The sequence below is a fragment of the Bythopirellula superficialaquae genome (genome assembly GCF_059632245.1).
In genome coordinates this window covers 2322475-2345274 of the sequence record NZ_CP197426.1, presented here as the reverse complement: position 1 = coordinate 2345274, position 22800 = coordinate 2322475, and the positions used below count along the sequence as shown (strand labels likewise).

Genomic DNA, 22800 nt, shown 5'->3' with positions numbered 1-22800 from the left:
TCAAAACAAAATTAATGAACTTGTTCGCCGTCGAAGCCCTTTGCCGCACTCTCCATCTCTGGCGGCTTCTGGCAGCGTTACGCGAGGTAGGACCTCACGGAAAAGGCCGTGTTTAATTACGGCCGGCTTCCTGAAAAGGAAGCCACTCAACTGAGCAAAGCCAATCATTCGGCTACAAAAAGCAGCGAATCTCTGCGACAAGGCATGCGTGCCTTACCCTGAAAGCTTGCCCCCACAAAACAACTTGCCAGCCAACCTTGTCACAAACGGTTAAGTAGGCAAATCTCCCTTAAGGAAATGGAACCTCGTTCGAATTCAAACCATCAAGGATAAAATCCCCTTAAGGAGATAATCCAAGCCAGGAATGAAATCCCAGGAATGAAATCTCTGTCTGCCTAGTTCCACGGTCAGTTGGGGAGAGCGTCCCGCTCTTCATTGCCAGTGTTCACACGCACTAGCCCAGCGACTCACCGAGATTTGATGCTAGACATCAATGCGACTTATTCGCAAACGCGATTTTTTCTGATGGCCACAGGTCTTGCGGCTCTTCACTCAGAAACCATTTCAAATATTGTTGTTTAAGAGTGCTGCCAAGTTTAAGCAGCATTCATGGTTTGTGCCACCCCCACTGGCATCAACCGGCGACTTCGTCATCAACTCAAACGATGATGTTTCGCGGGAGCCAATCTGACCCCGCGCGCGAAACCAGTCGCAACTCTATCTTGTCTTAGTCTCTGGGATCAGTCCGGTGTTAGAACACATAACCGCCCCAAAAATAATACACTGTTGCCAAGGCCATGGTTTGGGCTATGACTGGCAAACACAACTGGGCTTCTCACTAAGATTTTCGCGATCGCAAATGAGCAAAAACGCAATTTTGCAAAAACAAGGTATCCAGCGAGAGCGCCTGCAAATTTCTTCGGCTAGCCAAATGCTTTTCGGTCAACCATTCCGAAGTTTACCGAGGGTAACACAGAAGATGCCGAAAACATTGGCCTATAGAACCTGCGATCTCGCAGGGTTATGAACTCAAGAACAATATTAGTTATAGACGCGGCCATGTCAAGCTGAGATTGTGGCCATTGGTCGACTTATAAGGCATTTTTCGGCCTGAATTTCCCCTTTTGTAACACTTAGGCAAAGTGGACTAAGCATTCTGGTAACTCGTTTGGACAACGCCGCTCCATCAAACCCAGCCCGAAACGCACCGCAAACCTTTGTGACAAAACAACTTACAAAAAATCACCATGCCAACATAGAGAGCAACTGGGGCAGGGGACTACGGCGGCAATCTCACGCCAATCGTTAATTTTTAACAAAGTTAGGTGGCCTTGATGTCCGATTTAACGACCAGCGTGACCTAGCGCATCATCTAGTCAAGGGATGACTGTTGATGCGACTGTCATTCCGACAGCTAGGTCAGTTCGCCTCCTCTACGAATCAAAGCGAATGGAATCGCCATGAGCAATCGACACTTGCTGCCTGTTCTTTTCTCCGTTGTTCTCGGCTTGGGTTTCCAAACCATCTCACGCGGAGCGGAATCGGTCAGTTGGCGAAACAATCTGGATGCCGCCAAGATCGAGGCCATGCAGTCGGGCAAACTCGTGCTGCTGCACTTTTATACGTCGAGTTGCGGACCGTGCAAAATGCTCGACGCGAATGTGTTTTCTCAACCACAGATCGGCGACGAGATCGAGCGCAATTATGTGCCGGTGAAGATCAATGCCGAGGAATATTCAGCACTCGCGGCCTCGTTCCGGGTTGAACGCGTTCCCGCAGAAATTGTGTTGAACAATCAGGGGAACGTGGTGGCCAGTCTGTCGTGTCCGCAGAATGCGACCGAATACACAATGCAGCTCAGCAATCTGGCGGACCACTACCGTCAGCAAACGGGTGGTCGCACGAATGCAAATGAAGCGCCCGTGCAAGCCGCTTATGCGGGCTTGCAGGTCGGACAATACAACAATCAGCCCGCTGCTCAAACGGCGCCCATTCAAAATCAGCCCGTGGCACAAGTTCCGACGGTAACGAACAACCCTTATCTGGCGAACGCCAATCAACAAGGTTATTCGCCCGTGGCCAGCACGGCGTATGGCAATCCGGCCATGACTGCTCAACAACAACCTTCGATGCAAGCAGCGACGCAGCCCGTGGCCAATCAAGTTGCCGCCAATCCAGCGATGCCTGCCAACGCCATGCCGAATAGCTATCGCGATCAATCCCAGGCGCAACCAGCCGCCAACGCGCCTGCGATGCAACCGCAAGTGGTCACCAATCCAGCCGCTGCTTCGCAGGTGAGTCCAGCATCGCACATTTCAGTGACGCAACAACTTCCAGCCGGTAGCCCACCTTTGGCTTTCGATGGTTATTGCCCCGTTGCTTTGAAAACAAATCACAAATGGGTCGCGGGCAATCTCAAATTCGGTGCCATCCACCGTGGCCGCACGTTCTTGTTCATGGGCGAAGAACAACGCCAACAGTTCCTGGCCAACCCCGATGCTTATTGCCCCGTCTTCTCAGGCATGGATCCGGTGTTGCTCCTAGACAACAACCAACTTGTTGAAGGAAGTCGCCGCTTTGGATTTGAATACCTGGGCGCGTTCTACTTATTCTCGAATCAAGAATCGATGAATCGTTTTAAGAGCAAGCCTGATCAATATGCTGCGAGCGTTCGCCAAGCCATGAATCGCATGGATGCCACGAACGACGCCACGATTCGTCGCTAATAGAACCAGCATGCCTGGGCCAGCGTCTGGGCGTTGCTCGTTTCATGCCTCGAATTTCCCGGCGGAAACGAGTGCCAGTTGCTTAAAATCGACCAGTGGCCATAACCTGAAGCACAGTGGAGCCTCTTCAAGCCACGTGCCGTCGGTCAACTGGTCCAAAGAATCAGTCTTCCGCGAGCTTCTCGAGAGTTCGCGACATACCAAAGGCGGCACGCTTAAAGAGGCTCTTTTTCTTTTTGTCGCCGACCATCCCAATCTAGGGACCAATGTCGCGCGTCGAAGCTCCTGCAGCTCGCGTAGGTGCTCTCTGGAAATCTCGCTAGAATAAACGCCACTTATTCTCCGCCAACGTACTTTTTGACTTAAAGATGAGACTCATGCCCGATCAGAAACCTGCTGTCACGGTCCGCACTTGGACCAAGGATGATATTGAGGCCCTGGCTGCCTGCGAGGCTGCCGCTTACCCGCACATCGCGCGGGAAAGTCTTTCGGATAGTCGAAAATTCCTGTTTCAGTTCGAGGCTTTTCCCGAAGGCCAATTTCTCGCCGAGGTCGATGGCCAAGTGATTGGCTTTTGCACATCGTTGATCGTCCTGCTCGACGATACGGCCCCTTGGTACTCCTACGACGAAATCACCGGCGTTGGCACATTCAGCACTCACGATCCCAGCGGCGACACGCTGTACGGCTCAGATATCGCCGTGCATCCCGACTTTCGTGGGCATGGCATCGCCGACAAGCTGTACGTACATCGCAAGGGCTTGCTCGAGCGATTCAACTTACGCCGCATGGTCGCGGGGGGGCGCATTCCTGGCTATGTGCAATATGCAAAGAAGATGACGGCTCAGCAGTATGTCGAAGCCGTCGAACGTGGTGAGCTTGACGATCCCGCATTGTCTGTTCATCTGAAAGCGGGCTACAAGGTTCGCGGGGTTCAGTACGCCTATCTGAACGATGCCGAGAGTATGAACTATGCCACGTTTCTCGAAATGGAAAACCCAGCTTTCGATTCCGCGAAGCGGTTGATTGCCGGTTCGCCGATCCGCAACCCCGTGCGAAAAATTCGCGTCTGTGCCGCCCAATACGAAATGCGCTCGATCGACTCGTGGGAAGACTTTGAACGGCACGTACGTTTTTTTGTGGAAACAGCCAACGAATACCATTGCCACTTCTTGCTCTTTCCCGAGCTCTTCACCGCCCAGCTATTCAGCTTATTCCCCCCCGACTTGGAATCTCACGAAGCGATTCATCAAGTGGCTCGGTATCACGACAAATACCTCGAACTCTTCAAAGACTGTGCCGCCGAACATGGTCTATACATCATTGCGGGATCAACTCCCGCTCCCATCGACGGCGAGTTGCGTAACATCGCTCATTTATTCTCTCCCAATCGCAATGTCTACACGCAAGAGAAACTCCACATCACGCCCGTCGAGAAACATTACTACGACATACGCCCCGGCGACAAACTGCGCGTCTTTAACACTCCGCTCGGCCGGATTGGCATTTTGATTTGCTACGACGTCGAGTTTCCGGAGTTGGCGCGGTTACAAGCCGAAAAGGGCATTGATGTTCTCTTCGTGCCGTTTGCCACCGACGAGCGCAAGAGTTATCACCGCGTTCGTTATTGCTCCCAGGCCCGCGCGATCGAAAATGTGCTCTACGTGGTGCTAGCCGGCTGTGTTGGCAACCTGCCGCAAGTGAAAAGTTTCAAAGTCAATTACGGCCAAGCCGTGGTTTGCTCGCCGTGTGACGTGGCCTTCCCCAAAGATGGCATCTTGGCGGAGGCCGATCCCAATTGCGAAACAGTTTGTATCGCCGAACTCGATCTGAACGACTTGGCCATCCAACGCGACTTGGGAAGCGTCAAACCCTTGCAAGATCGCCGGAACGATCTGTATACGGTCCATTCCCACATTCCGGTAGAAGTGGTGAACGTAGAATAGCCTGGCGAAGCCAAACGAACGCCTGTACCAATTTTGCAAGCTAGACTCTTGGCATGATCAGCGGTTCGCTCGATACGACTCATGACGCTCAACCAGCCGAACAGCGTGCCTGGCCCATGCGGCTGTGGCTCGCCGCGCCGGATTGGTTGTTTCGCGCATTGGGCATTGGCTTCTTTGGCATTTTCATTTGGATCAGCGCCCAAAAATATTGGGACGGCACATTCTGGAAGATCGTCCCCTGGACCAACATCCCCGGCTGGGGCATTGTCCGCATGCCGTGGACGCCCATTCTCATCGACATCACCTATCTGTTGATGGCGGCAAGTTTTGTGCTGCGGATTAATCCCAAGCAGCGAGCTTCCGATGGTCGCGCCATCCTGATTACGCTCTTCACGGCGTTTGCACCCTTCATCTTTGTGATGTGGCTGCCCTGGGGATTGGGCATGATCGACGAAAATTGGAAAACGTCGTATTACCAATTCCTGTGGCCAGAGCAGATCACTTGGGTATCCGCCTTGATTGGCGGACTGCTCATCACGCTGGGAAATGTAATCGACGTGTGGGGCTACTTCGTGCTCTGCCGCAGTTTTGGGATCGTCCCCGAAGCCAGGGAACTCAAAACCAACGGGCCTTACCGCTTCGTGCGCCACCCCGTCTATCTGGGCCAGTTTTTGGCGCAAGGTGGGGTGTGGCTCTTCTTTGCACGCCGCCACGTGGTCTGGATCGGCCTGTACGTCGTGTTTGTCGCTTTGCAACTTTACCGGTCGAAGCTGGAAGACCGCGCACTCGCGGCAGCTTTTGGAGAAGAGTACGAGGCGTACCGCCGTCGCACTTTTTGGTTCGTTTAGCTCTTATCTTTGAGCTTGCGTTGCAGATGAATCACTTGGGCGCGAATCTCTTCCATGTTGGGATTTAGCCGCAGGGCGCGACGGAACGAATCGAGCGCCGAAATGGGATCGCCCAGTTGCAGATAAGCTTGCCCCATCGTTGAGGCTGCTAAGAAATGATAACCGTTCACTTCCAAGGCCTGATGGCAATCGCGGGTCGTTGCGTCATATTGACCTAGTTGAAAGAACGCTTTGGCTCGATAGTACCACGCTTGGGCCAGCCACGGGGTCTCGTCCAAGAGGGCCGTCGCCAATTGGGCAGCCCGTTCAAATTCACGGTCGTCGAGTTGCTCGCCAATCGCCACGAGATGACGTTGATGCGTGGTCGTGCCGATCCGCAGCCAAACTTGCTGAATTGCATTTTCGGCCAGCGTGCGTACGCCGCGGTCTTTGTCGACCAAGGCCCGGCCGAGGACGTTGTTGCTGCGATAGTCGGCCAACCGCCCGAGTGCCAGCACCGCACCGCGGCGAGAAGCAGGATCACAAGATGCGGCCACGCGTTCCAAGCCACCAACGGTGTAACTCGAGCCGATGCTGCGAATGAACGCCCCAACGTTCTGATCGACCAAATAACGCTCATAGTGATAGGCTAAGAGCGGTCGTTGTGTGTAGTCGTGGCTCATACTGGGGGTCATCCCGGGAGCGGGCAGAGATGTTCTTGCTCGTCACCAGTTAACAGTGATAATGCAAACGAATTCTCAACAGGCAGGAAGTCCGGAGATCCTTTCCATTAGTCTCCAGGGACGGCTCAAAGGAGGGTGTCATCACGAGCAGCAATTCTGCTGATGGTCAGTTCCTAGCTGCCCAATTCGTAGTGTAATTGACATTACCGAATTAACAATGAAATTTGTCACCGCATTTGCCGAAGCGCATAATTCAGGTAGTAATTCATGCATCCAGTGACCCAAGCTTTGAAACCGACAAAAAACACTTGCCAAAAAGACAATCGCATGCTGCGCTTTGGCCGTCAGATTTGCTGGCTGGTGGCTAGTGGCTGGTGCCTGGCTGGCAATTGGGTGGGAAACATCTCTCTCGTGGCCGACGACCAACTGGCAGCAGCACTCATTCGCCCCCTCACGGCCACGTGGCAAGGGCAAGAATTAGCAGCCGTTCTCGCCAGAATCGCTGCCACCCAACACGTGGAGATTTGGCTTGACCGCCGCGTTGACCCTCAACAGACAGTCGATATTAAGATTCAAGATCTACCGCTCGCAGATGTTCTTAACAAACTGACCGAGCCAAGATCACTCGGCTGGGCCGAACTGGATCATTTCATTTATGTTGGTCCCAGCGACTCCGCGCGCGATCTGCCGACACTCGCGGCAATTGCTAGGAACTCGCTTGCTAAAGTTTCCGCAAAAGACCGCAAGCCTTGGCTGGAAAAATCTCCTCTCGCTTGGCCGCGACTAAGTGAACCTCGCGCCGTATTAAATGAATGGCTCATGTCGGCAGGGATCGAACTGGAAAATCCGGATGCGGTTCCGCACGACCTGTGGAATGCCAAGGAACTGCCATCGATGTCGCTCATCGATCGCGTAGTGTTGCTGCTTGCGGGCTTCGATCAAACGTGCCAAATCTCGAACAATGGGAAGTCGTGCAAGATCGTGCCCATCGAACGGCCCGTGTTGCTCACCCGCGAATACCGTCCCGGCAACCAAATGCGCGAGCTTGTGCAACAGCTTCAAGACATTGCGGGAGTGACCGTCAACCGCAGCGGCAGCAACATCGCGGTCACGGGACGTCTCGAGGATCACGAGCGTATCGCGCAACTGTTGCAAGGGAACACTCCCCCGAAAAATGAGTCGCCAAAACCAAAAGGCCGAACTTCCGCGCAAGTCTTCAGCTTGCGATTAGAAAATCAACCCGTGGGAAAAGTGATCGCACAACTCGCCGCGCAGTTGGGGCTGGAAGTGGTTTGGAATTCAGCACTCAGTGCTGACCAGCAAACAAAACTCGTTTCGTGTGACGTGGTCGATGGCGATTTACCGACCCTACTCGATGCGATCCTGTCGTCGGCGGGGCTCACCTTTGAACTCAACGAAAAGCGGCTAGAAATCTTGCCTGCGAGTTAGGTTCGCAAGATTTGATCAACCCGCGACTTCAGTTCCGATTCGATTTTGCCCTTAAACATCATCGCTGCGAAGGGAATATCGGCGTTGACAACGACCTTGTCGTTTTCAACGCCCATCGTGCCGTCGAAGCGCATCCCCATCGTCTTGAAGCCAAACGACAGGACATTTCCAGCCCACGACTGGGTCAAATCTTTGACCTGATCGCCAAATTGGCTTTGATAGAATTCTGCCTTGTTTTCCAAACGTCGCTTGGCCTCCTCAGCAGTCAACGCGTGAGGAATCTCCATATTGATTTTGGGCACGATATCTTCCTAACGAAGTGGTATTTGGTTTAGGACTGCCGCAATGCGACGACCCTAAAAGATACGCAAATCGAGGAAAACGTGCAAACCAAAGGCTAGCAGTTCATTGTTCGTCGTCGTATTCCGTACGATCATGGCCGTGCCAGAGCGGCAGACCTGACCGTACGCGGTCGGCCAGCACGCTCAATTTTTCGCGCGTGCCGGGCATGGCTCCGGTGGGATGAAATCGATTTTCTTCAATTTCAGCGGGCTCGTAATCCCAATCTCCATCTTTGATGGCATCCAAAATCGACTTAAGCACGGCTTGATTCCCCCAAACGCGCAAACAACGAATGCCTAAAAGAACACCTCATCCTAAGATCGCATCAAAACGCCTGCCTGGGTCTTCGTTGCGATCACTAGTGCCACCTGAGTTGACAGTCAATCAACCAAGTTCACAAACGCGAGTATCGCTGATTTTCGTGTCGAGTCAAGCAAATTCCCTAGTTCAAAGTTGTTAAAACTTGCTGGTAAATTTCACGGCAACAATTGAGTGTGCTTAGCTCGCTTTGCAACCGTTTGACCAACTCGGTATCTATTCGCGCCAAACGATTGCCACCGCATGCCGCGCCACGCACGGCAACGACATCCACCGGCAAATCGGCAAGTTGCGTGAAGTCTGCGGCCCGCAAATTCCCGGCAATGACTGTGCGCAGGCCCCCCAGGCGAGCGATATGCATGAGGCGTGCAACTTCCGTGCGCGAAAATATTTGCAAGCTCGATGCACTTTTCTTTTCAAATGTATCAATCAGCAAGTATTGACAACCAACTTCTCGGGCAAGTTGCAACACCTCGTCAGGGTGCGGTGCGCAGGCGGCTTGCCAATCTGCATAAATGACGGCGGCAAGTTGCTTACCCGCGTGATTGACAGTTTCAAACGCCTCGCGCCAACAAGAACTCCAATCTTTGCATTTCGTGCAGTTACTGAGACCAAGTTTCACAACTTGAACTTCTGGAACCGACAGCAACTGCTGTGCCTGTGCTTGATTCCACTCTTTCAGTTCCCCCAAAGCCGCGGAAAGAGAACAACGGCCCCCAACGACTTGGGCAATGCTCCGCGCCACGTCGACCGACACGGCACCGAGGGCACCAACTTGTGGCTCTTTGCAATCGATCCAGTCCGCCCCGCCGGCCAGCGCATCCGCCGCTTCCTGCTCATCGCGCACGCTCACCAACAATCGCAAGCGCTCTGGAGAACTCATGTCGCTTGACCCGCGACTTCACGAGAGACTTCACTCAGCCGCCGATTGAGTCGGCGAATCACTTCGTTGGTTAATGGTTCACACCACGTGCCGCGAATCGAGACATAGCCTTCGCACCACTTGCCCAGCGCGGGCTTCACTTCCAGCCGCATCCAGTCGGTTTCTCTTTGAGAAAGCCGCGCGACAAGATTGACGGTTTCTTCACGATCTTCCGCCACACCGGGCAGATGCGCGGGGCCTTGCCCTAAAAAGAACGCCTCCACAATCTGCACCGGCACGGCAATCGGTTTTCCAGCGCGCAAATAAAACAGCACATGCCCATCGGCATAAGCCACACGCGGCCGCAGAATCTGTCGCACCACAATCGCGATCAAACATGCCCCCACGAGTGCCCCCACAACGCCGAATATTCTCAGCCCCGCAGAAGTTGTCGTTGCAGCTAGAATCGCCGACGCAGCGCACAGAATTACGCCAGGGATTGTTCCCACGACAAGGATGCGGCGATTCGAGCGGAGCCAAATTTCAGTCATGGATCGGAAAGCAACACAAAATAAAAGCAATCTGAATCAGTTGAGTTTATCTTTGCATCATCGCTCGTGATAGCGCCTAGGTTTTTCGTAGAGAATCGCCCGAATAGCGGTGGACACGTTTTGCCAAGCTGTTTAGTCTGGCAAAATCCATGGGCGGACCACTGATTTTCCACGGTGCGATGAACCGAAAGCAGCAAAAATGACCGCTAACGAGCAACCTAGTTCCGGCCGCGGGGTCGTGTGGGCCCTCCTGGCCATCATAGGCATCTATATTGCCACGGCTGTGGCAGGCTATCCGCAATACGCCACGCAACTTGCTTCGGCCCATCACGAAGAACACTCGGGAGAGCAGCATGCTGCCCCCGAGCAGGCCAACGTTGAACACGTCGCCACGGCCCCTCCCTATTGGACCATCACGCCGTTCGTTCTGCTTTTGGGCGCGATTGCCGTATTCCCATTGATTCACAAGACCGAGCATTGGTGGGAAAGCAACCTGCACCGCTTTTACGTCGCCGCTGGCCTAGGCCTGATCACGCTCGGCTACTATGCGTTTCTGCATCGGGCCCCCGTCGATGTTCATTGGCCCGCCCACTCGGTGGTGAATGCCGCCGAATCGGGCGTGCAAACGGGCTTTGTCTCCGCCATCTTGAAAAACGCGATTCTTTCTGAGTTCATTCCATTTATCGTTCTGCTGTTTAGCCTGTACACGATCGCCGGAGGCATCCGCATCGAAGGGGATCTACGTGCCGATTCGGTGACCAACGCTGCGATCATGTTCGTCGGCGGACTACTGGCGAGCTTGATTGGTACGACCGGGGCCGCCATGGTCCTGGTACGCCTTCTGTTAGAAACCAACCGCGAACGCAAGCATGTGGCCCACACGGTCATCTTTTTCATTTTCATCGTCTGCAACTGTGGCGGCTGCTTACTACCCATCGGCGATCCGCCATTGTTTCTTGGCTATCTGCAAGGTGTTGAGTTTCTTTGGACCCTCAACCTTTGGCCATCTTGGCTCACGGTGAACGGACTCTTGCTCCTTGTTTACGTGATCATGGACCACTTCTTTTTTTATGCGAAAGAAACCATTCGCGACATCGAACGCGACATCGAGCAAACCCGCAAAGTAAAAATCAGCGGCCTCAAGATTAATGGGCCACTCCTTGTTGGCGTGGTCATCGCGGTAGCACTGCTCGACCCCAACAAAGCCTTTCCTGGCACAGAGTGGCATGCCTGGATGTACTTGCGCGAAATCGTGCAGTTGACCCTGGTTGCGATTTCGCTCTACTTCGGGCAAAAGTCGGTTCGTATCGCTAACGATTTTAATTTTGGAGCGATCATTGAAGTCGCGGCCCTGTTCATTGGCATCTTCATCTGCATGCAGCCAGCCCTGCAAATCCTCAGTGAGCAGGGGGCTTGGATCGCTTCCAAGCTCAGTCCTGGTGGCTACTTCTGGGCTACGGGTATACTTTCTTCATTCCTCGACAACGCCCCTACGTATTTGGTCTTCTTCCAAACGGCGCAAGTCCCCGGCGTGGCTGGTCCCACGGCTGGCGTGCCCGAAACGATTCTCATTTCGATCAGCCTCGGCGCGGTATTTATGGGCGCGATGACCTACATCGGCAACGGCCCCAACTTCATGGTCAAAGCCATCGCCGAGAAATCCAACGTCAAGATGCCGAGTTTCTTTGGCTACATGGCTTACAGTTGCCTGATCTTGCTACCCATTCTGATCTACAACCAATGGCAGAATTTTGACCACGGCGAGCCTACCACTCCACCTGCGCTCGCCGAACCCGTTGAGCAAACACATTAAAACGCGGCTTGTGAAATCCGTGTTAAATCGCGTAAGATAAGGCACCGTGCCGTTCGCTCTGTGCAGTTGCTTGGGCTCGGTCTTGATCCGCTCCCATCCTGCTTGCTTGACTTCTCACCCGTGCCTTCACCGATCATTACAGACCCGCAAGCTCTCGAGCAGCTTTGCGAACGACTTCAATCGGCGTCGATCATCGGCATCGACACCGAATTCGTTTCCGAAGACACCTTCCATCCGCAGCTCTGCCTCGTGCAAGTGGCGACCGAACATGATTTGGCCGCGATCGATCCCTTGGCACTCGCCGATCTCGATCCGTTCTGGAAAGTGATGACGGCTGGCGATCACATCACCGTGCTGCACGCGGGGCGTGAGGAACTCAATTTCTTTCTCCGTTCGCCCGTCGCTGCACTACCAAAACATATTTACGACGTGCAAATCGCCGCAGGCTTTTGCAGCAACGAATTCCCGTCGTCCTACAGTTCGGTGGTGAGCAAATTCCTGGGACATCAGCCCGCCAAGGGGGAACAGCGTACCGACTGGCGTCGCCGGCCGCTCTCGAGCGCGCAAGTTAATTACGCGCTGGAAGACGTCCGCTATTTGCTGCCGCTTCACAAAAAGCTCACTCAGATCCTTAAGAATCTCAACCGCGACGAATGGCTCGACGCGGAAATGCGTATCTGGCAGGACGAAATCGTCGCCGCGAACAGCCGCAGAGATTGGCGGCGCGTTTCGGGGATCGGCAAGCTCAGCCCGCGCAATCTGGCCATCGTCCGCGAATTGTGGAATTGGCGCCAGGCCGAGGCCCAACGGCGCAATCAGCCCGCCAAGCGAATTCTTCGCGATGACTTGCTCGTGGAAATCGCCAAACGCAAAATTGATTCCCCCGATCAAATCATGGCTATTCGCGGCATGGACCGTGGGGGAGCGAAACGCAAAGCTCAAGACCTCGCTGACTGCGTGACGCGTGGCTTAGAAGGCCCGGTTGAAAAGCTTTCCCGGGGATCGCGTAGCGACGAGCTACCGCCGCAGCTCAACTTGCTCGGCCAGTTTCTCGCACCGGCGTTGGGCACGATTTGCCGCCGCGCAGAGATTGCCACGAGCATGGTCGGCACGGCCACCGATGTTCGCGAATTGATTGCCTACCGCATGGGCGTCGGCGGTGATACTATTCCGGTGCTCGCCGAGGGCTGGCGGGCTCAACTCGTCGGCAACGTGATCGACGATCTCTTGGCCGGCACACGTTCGATTCGCATTGCGAATGCGCTCGCCGACGATCCGCTCGTCTTCGAGAAGGTCGAACCTCACAAACCTAGCTAGACAACCACGCTAAACCGCAAGCGACTATCGGGTGCCCACTGCACTGGGATCGTTGGAATAGGCCGTCTCGCCGTCTTCCCACCGATAGTCGTCCTGATAGAACTTGGTCGTTTCTTCGGCGGCTAGTTTGATGTCCAGATCCTGGCAAGAAACTTCTGCACGGAAAACATGCGTCCCCGCTTGCGTGGCCACGGCACGAATCTTCAGCACCAATTCCTCGCCTGCTGGCAACGTGTTGATCGGATGAATGCTCACCCGGCCGTCACGCACCGAGAACTGAGCGCCTTCGACTGCGTTGGGATCGATGCCCGCCGAGAACAAGCCGACCACACCCACATTCTGAGCATCAATGCTGCCCCGATTGCGAATGCGAATCTCGTAGATTGCCGTTTCGCCAACAGGCACGGGACCTTTCGGATCGCTCACCGTCAGTTTCAAGTCCGCGACGGCGATCACGTTGGTTTCGATTTCTTTGGAACTCTTGAGATCACCGCTCACTGTTTGGGCGGAAACTTCGAAACGGTTCGTGCCGGGGCGATCGATTTGGCAGCACATCTGCACAAACTCAGCTTCACCCGCGGGAACACCCTCGGGAATCTGCCAACTGATCACGCCGTTCTGCGTATCGAGTTTATAACCTTCGCTGGCTGAAACGAGCTTAGCCCCTTCGGGAAGTTTGACCCGCATCGCGACCGGTTCGGTGCCTGCGGTTCCCGTATTGCGCACTCGGAAAAAGTACGAAGCTTCGGTCCCCGTGTATTTTTCTTGGGGACCACGCCAATCAAGTTCCAATTCCGGCTTGCGGCAGAGCACTTTGCGAATCGCTTCGGAGTGCAGTCCACCAGCCCCAGTGGCCGAGGCCTTCATCACCAGGTCACCCGCTTCGCGAGCGGTTAGTTCGAGTTCAATTTCTTTGCTGGCACCAGCTTCCAAAATGCCAACCGTGTGCGAGCTCGCCGAATCTTCATCGCCACCAGGTGGCACAAGTTTGATCACAACATTCTCCGCCACACCCGTGCCCGGGTTACGCAGTGAAAGTTGGAACCGCTGGGCCTTGTTGAACAAGACTTCCTGCGGGCCCGAAATCTTCATTTCGAGCTTGGGCTCTTGAACTTCAACCATGGCTTGTGATGCCACCGCGGCTTGGGTCCATTCGACCGACAAGTGCAGCGGTTTGCCGCTGCGCGGAATCAACCGCACTGAGAGTGACTGTGCCGAGCGGCCCGATAGTTCCTGAAGCTGCCACTTCAAAGTTCCCGCGCCATCGGCTTCGATTCGCTCGACCACGCCGCTTGTGGTCATGACGTCGACCACTTCGGCCCATTCGGGAATACGAATTTCAGCCGCCAGAGTACGTGCCGTGGCTTCGCTCGAATTTTCCAAGGTCACACGATAAGTGGCTTCGCGGCCAACGAGAATCTGCCGCGGGCCTTCCACGCGCGAAACGATCACCGGTTGCTTGGTGTTGAGCAACATTTCGCCGCCTGCGGTCAACATACCACCACGAGCGGTGTTGCTGCGTGGCACGGCCGGTTGGCGTGGTGCAACATAATCTTGTGTGGGGCTGGCAAACACGTCCTCGGCTTGCTGTTGTTCCAAAGGTGCTGAAAACGACTCCGCTTGATCGGTCGAGCTTGGTTCCAAGTTTTCGAGTTGCTTACGCAAATCGTTCATCGCTTCAGAGCGACCGCCATCACTGCCCGAGTTGGCTTTGTTGATCAATGCCTGACGGAGATCGAAATTCTGCGTGTCGGCCGAAGGTTGACTTTTGTTGCCACGAGGTAACGGTTCAATCGGTGCCGCATCGCCCAATTCTTGCTGCTCGACGGCGAGCAAATCATCGAGAGCGTCTTGAAGTTCGTTCTCGCGAGTCGTCGCCGGAGACCTTCTGGGCGAACCATTGGCCGCTGTTGTATTTCGTTTGGCTGGCGCACTGCGGCGAGCCGACGTATCAAATACCTCATCGCCCAATTCAAAATCGTCGACAGCCACTTCCTGCTGTGGGTTGCTACCGCGATCAAAGAAGATGCCCTTGGGCAGCAGATCGCCAGGCTGAGTGCGTGGGGGGGCGGTCCGCGCCACGCGCTGCGGCGATTGGTTGCCGCCCCGGTTGCCGGAAGATTGTTGATTGTTGGCATAAGCCTCCTCTTCGTCGGGAGTCTTATCGCCCAAAAAAGCGTTCTTGATCTGGCCCAACCGCGAGGCCAGCGATGTGCCGCCCGGCTTGCGATAGCCGTTCGTCTGCGCCGAGCTTTCGCACGCCATCACAGCCACAAGGGCCACCACAATCAATCCGTTGATCCATCCGCGAGCCATAATCGCAATCCCTGCCGAGGAGTTAGGACGTACTTTAGTTCGTCTCGGAATTTATCGGCCCTGACGCTTGGGAAAGATAAACCGAAATCCAAGAGAATTCCGGTCAAACAAGATGGGGAATCTGCAAAGAATGGGACATCAACTTTAGTTGGATTCCAAGCCTCGGGTGCCACTGCTGGCTTTGCCCAGCAGTGCATTGATTGCGTGTAAAGAAAAGTTACTCGGTAGCAGATTGAGAAACTCAGACAAATGCTAGCAGCAACCCGGTCCCGTAGACTTCGTTACTTCAAATCCCAAATCGCGAATCATCTGATAATCCGCCTCGGGGAGTTGTCCCTTGGTGGTGAGATAATCCCCCACGAAGATGGAGTTCGCGGCGTAGAGGCCCAAGGCTTGCATGCTGCGGAGTTGGAGTTCCCGGCCACCGGCGATGCGGAGTTCGCGATCGGGATTCACCAGCCGAAACATAGCCAGCACTTTCAAGCAGTAGTTCGGCGTGAGCTCATGCTTGCCGGAGAGTGGCGTGCCGTCGATCGGGTTCAAGAAATTCACGGGGATCGACTCCACGCCAAGTTCGCGTAACTCCAGTGCCATGTCGACCACGTCGCGGGGGGCTTCCCCCATGCCGATGATTCCGCCCGAGCAAAGTTCCATCCCCGCGCTCCGCACGGCCTTGAGCGTGTCGACGCGATCCTGATACGTGTGCGTCGAGCAGATCTCGCTGTAGAACTCGCTCCCGGTGTTGAGGTTGTGGTTCACCTTGTCGACGCCACACGCCTTCAGTCGATCCGCTTGTTCCTGGGTCAACAATCCCAAACACGCGCAGATTTCGAGGTTGTACTGTTCTTTGATTTCGGGAACCAAAGTTTCGACCGCCTTCATCTCGCGCTCGTTCGGCCCACGAGCCGAGATCACGATGCAGTAAGTCTTGGCATCACGCTCCGCCGCAGCCTTGGCCCCGGCAAGAAGTTGCTCGCGATTGAGCAAGTTGTAGCGGGGAATCTCGGCATCCGAAATTTTCGACTGCGAGCAATAGCTGCAATCCTCGGGGCACAATCCGCTTTTGGCGTTCATCAAGAAATAAAGCTGAACGCTCTTGCCGAAGTATCGCTGCCGCACGCGATAGGCCGCATGCATCAGATCGAGAATCTCATCATCGGAACAGGTCAGAATCTCGGCAGCTTCCTCGGGAGTGACCTTGCCGCCATCGAGCACCCGAGTCGCCAAGGCTTGCCAGCGGCTCGCGGTCTTCGATTCGACGGCAGTTTCAGATTGTTCGGCAAGCGTGGCGTTCGTCATGGTGAAGCTAAATTAGGGGTTAAAAAGCGGGCAAAAACTTCATCCTAGTATGAGCAACTCTCTTGATTTCACAAGGCCAGGGCCGAAAGCCGGCATCGTTCCGATGCCGGTGCTGTCCAAAGCCAGCTTGGCATACGCCGCGCAAACCGCCAGAATAAGGCCATGGGATATCACCTCGTCCGTTACAGTCTGCTCGGCCACGTGGGCCGCTTTGTTGCCGTCGACGCCACGCGCTATCCGCGAAATGCGCGTGTGATAGTCCGCAGCGCTCGTGGGCTGGAAATCGGCGAAATTCTCGCCGTGCCCGAACCCACCGAGCAGCTTCTCGAAACCGACGGCCAAATCTTGCGGCGGGTGACGGTCGAAGACGATCTGCTCGCCGCCCGGCTCGAAAAGCACCGCCACGAAGCCTATCACGCGTGTTGCGATTTGCTTACCGAGGCGCAAATCCCGGCGGTGCTCGTCGACGTCGAGCACCTGTTCGATGGGCAGGGGTTGTTCTTTTATTTCCTGGGAGAAGTGCCGCAATCAACCGCGCCGGTGATGCACCAACTGGCCGACCTGTACGAAGCGAAGGTCGAGTTCCGCAAATTCGCCGACACGCTCACCGAAGGCTGCGGTCCCGGTTGCGGCACCGAAGAAGCCAAAGGGCAGGGGGGCTGCGCGAGTTGCACCTCCTGCGCGGTGGCGAGTGCGTGTGGGACGAAGAAATAGTTTCACGCATAGGCGCTGAGGTCGCAGGGAAATTGCTTGATGAAATGCGTGTTTAAGAACTCAATTGGCGAAAGGAAATAGACTTTAGTCGGTTGCTATGCGGACTCTGTAGAATGATTAAAATTCAATGCCCTGAATGTCAAAAGGTCACTACACTTGAAACTGCAACGCCAGAGGACTTTTCTGGCGAATTACGTGAAGCAATAGATCGTGGTGAAAGACCCAAAGTGGTATGCTTTCAATGTTGGCGCGAAGCAGAGTCATCAAAGTGAACCGCTATCTAAGCTGAAACTCTACACCGCGATCTCAGCGCCTCTGCGTGAAAAACTTTACTCGCCCAAACTCCCCAGTGATGCTAGAAATTCGCTCATCTCCCCGGCAGCATGCGCATCACCTTGAACGCGGGCTGCTTCGATGCCGTCGCGGAGCACGGTCCGCGCTTCATTCACGCGTTCGAGCCGCACGAGCTGTTGTCCTGACATGAAATAGGCCGGCACGTAGGGGGGCTCATCTCTTGTGAGTTCATTAAGCTTGGCCAGGCTCGCATCGTTCTCACCCGCCTTGTCGAGTTCCATCGCCAAGCTGTATCGCAAGAACGTATCTTTGGGATCCTCTGCCAGCATCGCCTCGATTTTTTCACGCCGTGTGCTCATCGTTATCAAAACTCCCCAGTGATTTTGAGAATCTGCCCACGCTTCTCGTTCGTGCCGCTGCCCAGCGCCGTGACGTACAGAATGCCGCTCTTATCGAACACCATACTCGTGGGTCGCACAACAGTGGCAATCTTCACGGCCCGGCAAGCAGGCTGACTATTTTCGCGAGCATCGTCCAGCCGATAGACGCCGCCCGCCTTATCGTTGTCCCACGCTAAATCCAAGGCATACAACTGCCCCAACGGGCTGTAAGCCAATCCAACCACATCAAACAAACCCGGGACAAGTTCCAACGCAATGTCACCATTGGAAGGAATGATAAACGCCAGGCGGCTATCGCGTTTGTCAGAGAGTTCGCCCAAATATCCGGCGACAAGGTATTGCCGTTGCGCGGAGGCGCTCAGGCATAGCCCCGTGGGGAAACGCAACTGGCCGTCGCGTTTGCTGGGGGTCAACGTTCGCGGCGCGTCCAGGCGATTGGCGATCAGCGCCGCTTTGAAAATCGTACCTGCATCATCGGCCGAACCTTGTGAGAGAAATGCCGACGTCTCGCCGACGATCATTCCCTGAAAACCAACACCGACAGCCTTATCGTCTTGCGGCAGATCGGCAATGTGCTCCGGTTTGTCTGCCGCCAGTGGCTTGCCGTCCTCCGGCAAGGCATAAACGGCAACTTGCTCTGCACCGTTCTGAGTCGTTCCGCCCCACACAGCCAGCTTTGTCGGCGTGACAAATCCCAACGCCCAAGGACCGACTTTGAGGTCAATCTGGTCAGTCAAAGCGTGCGGAGCAAATCCGGTAACGACTTCCGCTCTTTCAGCGGTGTTATTGGCAGCAAAGCGCAGAACTCGTCCCGCGCCGCTTTCGGCCAAGTAAATTTGCTGTGGATCATCCTTGGCAATCGCGGGTTGGATCACAAGCCCAGCAGGATTGTCGAGCCCCTCGGCAATGACTTCGACCTGAAAACGATTTGACTCGTCGCCATGGGGCACAGCAGTTTCTTCCGCGGCACGAACCGGCAACGGAATGGCCACAAGAATCAACAGCAAGCACAGCGTCCTGCGTTTCATAACCGCTCCCTCGAAAACCGCGGAATTACGCGTGGGCCGCTTCGTAGGCAGAAATCTTTTCTTCGTGTTCGAGCGTGAGCCCAATGTCGTCCAGCCCATTGAATAGACAATGCCGCCGGAACGAGTCCACTTCGATCTTGGCGAAGAAGCCGTGAGAATCGCTGAGCTTTTCTTCTTCAAGATCGGCCGTGAGGGCATAAGGATGATGCTCTGCGGCCCGCTGGAACAAATCTTCGACCTGTTCTTCGCTCAAACGGATGGGAAGTATGCCGTTCTTGAAGCAGTTGTTGTAGAAAATATCAGCGAAGCTGGGGGCAATAATCACGCGGAAGCCGTAATCCTCGAGCGACCAAGGGGCATGCTCGCGACTCGAGCCACAACCGAAATTACGCCGCGCGAGCAGAATCGTAGCCCCTGCGGCCTCGGGCTTGTTGAGTTCAAACTCCGGATTCGGCGAACCGTCGTCGAGCTTGGCCCAATCCCAGAACAAGAATTCGCCAAAGCCGGTTCGTTCGATCCGCTTTAAGAATTGCTTGGGGATGATTTGATCGGTATCGACGTTCGCGCGGTCCATGGCCACGACTTTGCCGGTGTGTACAGTGAATGCTTTCATGTTGAATTACTCCCAGTCGCGAATATCGACAAAATGACCGGCGATCGCCGCGGCGGCCGCCATGGCTGGTGACACCAAGTGTGTACGGCCCCCTTTGCCTTGGCGGCCCTCAAAATTTCGGTTCGAAGTTGAAGCACAGCGCTCACCCGGCGAAAGTTTGTCGGGATTCATCGCCAAGCACATGCTGCAACCTGCCTCGCGCCAATCGAAGCCGGCCTCTTTGAATATCTTGTCGAGACCTTCTTGTTCAGCTTGAATTTTGACCTGGCCGCTCCCGGGAACCACCATCGCGCTGACATGGCCAGACACCTTGTGTCCCTTGGCCACGGCGGCGGCGGCACGTAAGTCTTCGATGCGTGCGTTCGTGCAGGACCCAATGAACACCCGATCCAACTTAAGATCGGTGATTGCTTCGCCACCTTTGAGCCCCATGTAATCAAGCGCGCTCGCGGCGGTCTTTTGTTCCGTGGCATCCGAGAAGTCGCTCGGCTTGGGAACATTGGAATTCACAGAGACCACCAAACCTGGGTTCGTCCCCCAAGTGACTTGCGGAGCAATATCGGCCGCTTGAAAAACGAGCGACTTGTCGTAGGTCGCGCCAGGGTCAGTCGGCAGCTTCCGCCATTCCGCCACCGCAGCGTCGAAATTCTTAGGGACGAACTTCCGACCACGCAAATATTCGTAAGTTGTATCATCAGGGGCAATCATCCCCGCGCGGGCTCCCCCTTCGATCGACATATTGCACACAGTCATGCGATTTTCCATCGTGAGCGAGCGAATCGCTTCGCCCGTGTACTCAACGCAATATCCGGTGCCACCGTCCGTTGTGATCTGACCGATCAGATACAGAATCAAATCCTTGGCTGTCACACCACTACGCAGCTGGCCGTCCACGCGGAGTTCCAATGTCTTGGGCTTATCCTGCAACAAAGTTTGCGTTGCGAGCACGTGCTCGACTTCGCTCGTGCCGATGCCGAATGCTAAGGCTCCAAACGCACCGTGGGTCGACGTGTGGCTGTCACCACACACGATTGTCATGCCGGGCTGCGTGTAACCTAGCTCGGGGCCGATCACATGCACGATCCCCTGATTGGGATCATTGAGGTCGTAGTGCTTAATGCCAAATTCTTGGCAGTTGTTTCGCAAGGTGTCGATCTGCTTTTTGGAGATCGGATCGAGAATCGGCAAGCTGCGGTCGGAAGTCGGCACATTATGATCGGCCGTGGCGATCGTCCGCTCGGGGCGTCGGACTTTTCGCCCCGTCATCCGCAAACCATCAAAGGCTTGCGCGCTTGTCACTTCGTGCACCAATTGCAAGTCGATGTACAGAATCGTTTGCCGCCCTGGTTCTTCAAGAACAACGTGATTATCCCAAATCTTCTGAAAGAGCGTGCGTGGCTTCATGGTTGGTGAGGTGTGCAAATGGGCAAGCTGAGTGGAAAGACAGGCCCTGCGGTCGCTGGAGCCTGGGAAACAAACAATTCATTCTATTCGGCGATCCCCGGGAGTGAAAGACAGGGGATTTTCCCAGGAGGTTCGGGAAAAGAGTCTGCGAGTGGAGTCAAGAATATCGCGGATGTGGTTTTCACACCGCAGCCAGTTCCACCGCTTCCGCCGCCATGGCTTTGCGTTCGGGGCAGCCGTTGCAGTTCCACCACTCTGAAGCCAATTTGCTCGACCATAGGTCGCTAATCGGCACCTGCTCCAACTGCTCAGCCAGCGAGGCGACGTCTTGGAAACGATCCTCGGGGGCTTTCTCCAAGCATCGCATGATGATCTCGTCGAGTTCCACGGGAATCGAAGGGTTGAGTTCCCGCGGTGAAACGGGCGCCTCGCTCGCGTGGGCGACGAGCACTTTGATCGGCTGTTGATAATCGAACGGCGGTTTGCCCGTGACCATCAAATACATGACCGCACCCAAGGAATAGATATCGCTACGGGCATCGACTTCCGTCCCGCCGGCCTGCTCGGGAGCCATGAAGAGCGGCGAACCCGTGATTGTTCCTTCTTGCGTCAGTCCCGCATCGTTGGCATCGCTCAAAGGTTTGGCCAGACCGAAATCTAAAATTTTGGCGACATCGTACATTCCGCCACGATAGGCGCAGAAGATGTTTGCGGGCTTGATATCCCGGTGCACCAAACCATGGCCGTGGGCTTCGGATAGAGCATCGCAGACTTGCCGCATTAGATAAACTGTTCGCCCGGCGGTCATCGGCCCGTAATCGGCCACGATTTCGCCGATGTTGTGCCCCGGCAAAAATTCCATCACATAATAAAAGGTCCCATCCGCCGTCCGGCCGTAATCATAGATGTCGACGGAATTCCAATGCGAGAGCTTGGCCGTGGCTTGCACTTCGCGTTCAAAGCGGGCTAACACTTGGGGATCGCCGGCCTTTTCAGGGCGAATGACTTTGATTGCGCAGGGGCGCTTCATCATTTGGTGTTCGGCCAGATAGACCTCGCCCATGCCGCCACTGCCGAGCATTTGCCGCAAGCGGTATTGGCCAAGTTGCTTGGCAACGAACGCCTCTTGCCGCAACGTGCCAATCGCCCGCACGCCGACTGTTCCCGTCGCCACGGCGATGGCCATGATCAAAAAGTGTTCGATGAATGTTCCATCAAAATCATCATGGTCCAACAAGGCCGCAAATTCAGGAGAGCGAAAATCAGCAATGATGATCGCGAGTAATGGAACTGCTCCAAAAATGCTGAGCACCACCAGGGCTCGACGCCAAGTGTTGGGTATGAATATCGAATAACAGAAGATCAGCAGCACCCAGAACGAAGAAATATGCGGCACATGCGCATGGCCATCGGGGAGCTGCGCACAGTCAATCAGGTTGTAAACGTTCACCGTCATCATGTAAGCGGCTGGCGCGCCGAAGATCAAAAACTCGGCGATCCGCAGATGCTTCCAAACCATGTTGCATTTCACGCAAAGCCGCCAGGCCATGAATGCTAGCAACAGAGTCACTGCAATATGGCCTACAAGCAATTCACCGCTGCCTTTGGCTGTGTATTCGTCGAAAGTCGAAAACGACCTCAACAGAAACACGCCAAATCCGGCACATAGCAAGATCGCCACAATACGCAACCGATTGCGCAAAACATTGAGCGTTTCTTGGCTTAAGTGCGGTGCGCTGCCTTCGACGATGGCGATGCCTCGTCTTGCAGCAACGCGATTATCCATCGACGATGGCGAAGCCGCCTTGCCGAGTAACCGCAAGGGCGACTCGATCGTCTCGGCCGAGCCAGAATCTGAATGTGGCCCGGCCTGAACTTTATTTTTTGCCATGGATGG

Annotated in this window: 19 protein-coding genes; 7 read left to right on the top strand and 12 right to left on the bottom strand. The window is 55.0% G+C overall.

The features are described 5' to 3' along the window. Window positions 1-1460 precede the first annotated feature (1460 nt). From SH678x_RS09590 to SH678x_RS09580, 3 genes are all read left to right on the top strand, one after another. Entirely contained in the window at window positions 1461-2726 is a 1266-nt protein-coding gene (locus SH678x_RS09590; RefSeq protein ID WP_496922683.1) for a thioredoxin fold domain-containing protein, read from the top strand. 377 nt (window positions 2727-3103) lie between these two features. Next, window positions 3104-4672 carry a GNAT family N-acetyltransferase gene (locus SH678x_RS09585; protein WP_496922682.1) on the top strand — a complete coding sequence of 523 codons (1569 nt, stop codon included), beginning with the start codon at window positions 3104-3106 and terminating at the stop codon, window positions 4670-4672. 53 nt (window positions 4673-4725) lie between these two features. Next, window positions 4726-5520 carry a methyltransferase family protein gene (locus tag SH678x_RS09580; protein WP_496922681.1) on the top strand — a complete coding sequence of 265 codons (795 nt, stop codon included), beginning with the start codon at window positions 4726-4728 and terminating at the stop codon, window positions 5518-5520. Here SH678x_RS09580 and SH678x_RS09575 read toward each other — a convergent pair. Further along, window positions 5517-6182 (bottom strand): tetratricopeptide repeat protein, encoded by a 666-nt coding sequence (locus tag SH678x_RS09575; RefSeq protein WP_496922680.1) that lies wholly within the window; start codon window positions 6180-6182, stop codon window positions 5517-5519. The genes SH678x_RS09580 and SH678x_RS09575 overlap by 4 nt on opposite strands. 327 nt (window positions 6183-6509) lie before the next feature. Here SH678x_RS09575 and SH678x_RS09570 point away from each other — a divergent pair, with 327 nt between their 5' ends. After that, the gene (locus SH678x_RS09570) at window positions 6510-7631 is read left to right on the top strand and encodes a hypothetical protein (RefSeq protein ID WP_496922679.1); all 1122 of its coding nucleotides are present in this window, start codon (window positions 6510-6512) and stop codon (window positions 7629-7631) included. Here SH678x_RS09570 and SH678x_RS09565 read toward each other — a convergent pair. From SH678x_RS09565 to SH678x_RS09550, 4 genes are all read right to left on the bottom strand, one after another. Further along, window positions 7628-7933 carry a polyhydroxyalkanoic acid system family protein gene (locus tag SH678x_RS09565; RefSeq protein ID WP_496922678.1) on the bottom strand — a complete coding sequence of 102 codons (306 nt, stop codon included), beginning with the start codon at window positions 7931-7933 and terminating at the stop codon, window positions 7628-7630. The two genes, SH678x_RS09570 and SH678x_RS09565, sit on opposite strands and share 4 nt — an antisense overlap. A 103-nt stretch (window positions 7934-8036) precedes the next feature. Further along, complete coding sequence (locus SH678x_RS09560) at window positions 8037-8234, bottom strand: hypothetical protein (protein WP_496922677.1); 198 nt, start codon at window positions 8232-8234, stop codon at window positions 8037-8039. Window positions 8235-8415: 181 nt separating this feature from the next. Beyond that, on the bottom strand, window positions 8416-9174 hold the full coding sequence (locus tag SH678x_RS09555) for a (5-formylfuran-3-yl)methyl phosphate synthase (protein ID WP_496922676.1): 759 nt from the start codon (window positions 9172-9174) through the stop codon (window positions 8416-8418). After that, window positions 9171-9704: a hypothetical protein gene (locus SH678x_RS09550; RefSeq protein ID WP_496922675.1), complete on the bottom strand. Its 534-nt coding sequence runs from the start codon at window positions 9702-9704 to the stop codon at window positions 9171-9173. The genes SH678x_RS09555 and SH678x_RS09550 overlap by 4 nt, the downstream gene beginning before the upstream one ends. A gap of 199 nt (window positions 9705-9903) precedes the next feature. On the opposite strand from SH678x_RS09550, the gene SH678x_RS09545 reads away from it, so the two are divergent. Together SH678x_RS09545 and SH678x_RS09540 are read left to right on the top strand one after the other, a co-directional pair. Then, window positions 9904-11517, top strand: a complete 1614-nt coding sequence (locus SH678x_RS09545) for a sodium:proton antiporter (RefSeq protein WP_496922674.1) — start codon at window positions 9904-9906, stop codon at window positions 11515-11517. 120 nt (window positions 11518-11637) lie between these two features. Then, window positions 11638-12834 carry a ribonuclease D gene (locus tag SH678x_RS09540; protein ID WP_496922673.1) on the top strand — a complete coding sequence of 399 codons (1197 nt, stop codon included), beginning with the start codon at window positions 11638-11640 and terminating at the stop codon, window positions 12832-12834. 24 nt (window positions 12835-12858) lie between these two features. On the opposite strand, the gene SH678x_RS09535 is transcribed toward SH678x_RS09540, so the two are convergent. Both SH678x_RS09535 and bioB read right to left on the bottom strand, forming a co-directional pair. Then, window positions 12859-15150, bottom strand: coding sequence for a COG1361 family protein (locus tag SH678x_RS09535; RefSeq protein ID WP_496922672.1), 2292 nt, complete (start codon window positions 15148-15150; stop codon window positions 12859-12861). Window positions 15151-15402: 252 nt separating this feature from the next. After that, the gene (gene bioB, locus SH678x_RS09530; protein ID WP_496922671.1) at window positions 15403-16449 is read right to left on the bottom strand and encodes a biotin synthase BioB; all 1047 of its coding nucleotides are present in this window, start codon (window positions 16447-16449) and stop codon (window positions 15403-15405) included. 162 nt (window positions 16450-16611) lie between these two features. Between bioB and SH678x_RS09525 the strand changes: the two genes are divergently transcribed. Continuing rightward, the gene (locus SH678x_RS09525; protein ID WP_496922670.1) at window positions 16612-17163 is read left to right on the top strand and encodes a PSP1 C-terminal domain-containing protein; all 552 of its coding nucleotides are present in this window, start codon (window positions 16612-16614) and stop codon (window positions 17161-17163) included. A gap of 329 nt (window positions 17164-17492) precedes the next feature. Here SH678x_RS09525 and SH678x_RS09520 read toward each other — a convergent pair whose 3' ends face one another. The 5 genes from SH678x_RS09520 to SH678x_RS09500 form a co-directional block, all read right to left on the bottom strand. Beyond that, entirely contained in the window at window positions 17493-17816 is a 324-nt protein-coding gene (locus SH678x_RS09520) for a tetratricopeptide repeat protein (RefSeq protein WP_496922669.1), read from the bottom strand. Window positions 17817-17821: 5 nt separating this feature from the next. Then, on the bottom strand, window positions 17822-18886 hold the full coding sequence (locus SH678x_RS09515) for a hypothetical protein (RefSeq protein ID WP_496922668.1): 1065 nt from the start codon (window positions 18884-18886) through the stop codon (window positions 17822-17824). Between the two features lie 25 nt (window positions 18887-18911). Further along, on the bottom strand, window positions 18912-19499 hold the full coding sequence (leuD, locus tag SH678x_RS09510; RefSeq protein WP_496922667.1) for a 3-isopropylmalate dehydratase small subunit: 588 nt from the start codon (window positions 19497-19499) through the stop codon (window positions 18912-18914). Between the two features lie 6 nt (window positions 19500-19505). Then, a complete protein-coding gene (gene leuC / locus SH678x_RS09505) occupies window positions 19506-20903 on the bottom strand; it encodes a 3-isopropylmalate dehydratase large subunit (RefSeq protein WP_496922666.1) in 1398 nt (465 codons plus the stop codon). Between the two features lie 181 nt (window positions 20904-21084). Beyond that, window positions 21085-22794, bottom strand: coding sequence for a serine/threonine protein kinase (locus SH678x_RS09500; protein WP_496922665.1), 1710 nt, complete (start codon window positions 22792-22794; stop codon window positions 21085-21087). Between the last annotated feature and the right edge of the window lie 6 nt (window positions 22795-22800).